Raw genomic sequence first — 1,095 nt, 5'->3', positions numbered from 1 at the left:
AAGGCGGTACACAATTCCTGGATTTCACGCAGCACCGTGCCATCTAATGCCGCACCGTTGTGCCGCACCCGGTGGCGTACCACCTCAAGGGCCGTGGCCAGGGAAACCTGATTCATGCCACCTACCATCACCCACCAAACTTGGGCACCCCACCCAGGCCCGGCGGGATGGGGATAACCCACGAACCCCAAAATTCTTTCGGGGACCACCGGCGGGAAACACCAACCGGGAAACAGCCACCGGGAAACACCGGCCGGAAATACCAGTGGGCCAGCCACCACCGGTGGCTGGCCCACCACACCCCACCCCGGGACCAGCCCTGCGGGCCAAACCCGGATCGGGTGCGGGAATGCGGTTAGAGCGCGGCAAGTCCTTCGGCGATGGCCTTGCGGATGCGCTTTTCGCTGACCGAGTAGGCGGTGCCCAGTTCCTGGGCGAACAGCGAGATGCGCATTTCCTCCAGCATCCACTTCACCTGGCGCAGGGTGTGGGGGACCGCGGCACCGGCGGGGACCTTTTCCAGGGCCGCGTCGTACTCGTCCTCCAGTTTCTGGATCACCGCGATCGCCTGGGCGTCGCGCTGCACGGCGCCGGAGGTGAGCTTCTCCAGCCGGCGTTCGATGCCCTGCAGGTAGCGCGGCAGTCGCAGCAGGTTCATCGCCCCGGTCACCGCGATGAAGCCGGGGTAGATCAGCTGCTCCAGCTGGGAGCGGATGTCGCTGACTGCCTGGTAGAGCGCAGCGAGTTGCTGGATTTGAGCTGCTTGGTGATCCGGGTGTAGCTGGTGAAGACCTTGGCGATGACCGCGGTAATCGAAAAGACGGTGTCGATCTGTTCGGCGCGCACACTATGGAAGAGCGCTTCGAAGGCGGCGGCGTCCATTGGCAGCTGTTCGGGGACGAGCTTGTCCACGGCGGCCTGGTGCAGTCGGCGATCAGTTCCTCGATGGAGCCGTGCGGGCTTTGGGTGAACACCAGTTTCTCGGTGTTGTTCAGGTGCCCGAGCACGAATTTGGTGGCCGGGGGCAGGCGCAGCATCAGCAGCCGGATGATGCCGCCGCGGTGGGCGGCGTCGCGTTCGGCGGCGGTGCGGAAC

General features: G+C 65.1%; 1 protein-coding gene and 1 pseudogene. Both read right to left on the bottom strand.

Annotation, left to right across the window (positions count from 1 at the left end; all coding sequences use genetic code 11):
- Nucleotides 1-355 precede the first annotated feature (355 nt).
- Nucleotides 356-694 carry a DUF3418 domain-containing protein gene (locus JCM19049_RS15085; RefSeq protein WP_308417094.1) on the bottom strand — a complete coding sequence of 113 codons (339 nt, stop codon included), beginning with the start codon at nucleotides 692-694 and terminating at the stop codon, nucleotides 356-358.
- Nucleotides 691-1,037 (bottom strand): annotated as a pseudogene (locus JCM19049_RS21275) (DUF3418 domain-containing protein). Before JCM19049_RS21275 ends, JCM19049_RS15085 begins: the two are co-directional and overlap by 4 nt.
- Nucleotides 1,038-1,095: the final 58 nt, after the last annotated feature.

It is taken from the genome of Arthrobacter sp. JCM 19049, assembly GCF_001310435.1.
The sequence above is the reverse complement of the archived record's forward strand: the minus strand, read 5'-3'. Positions and strand labels throughout refer to the sequence as shown.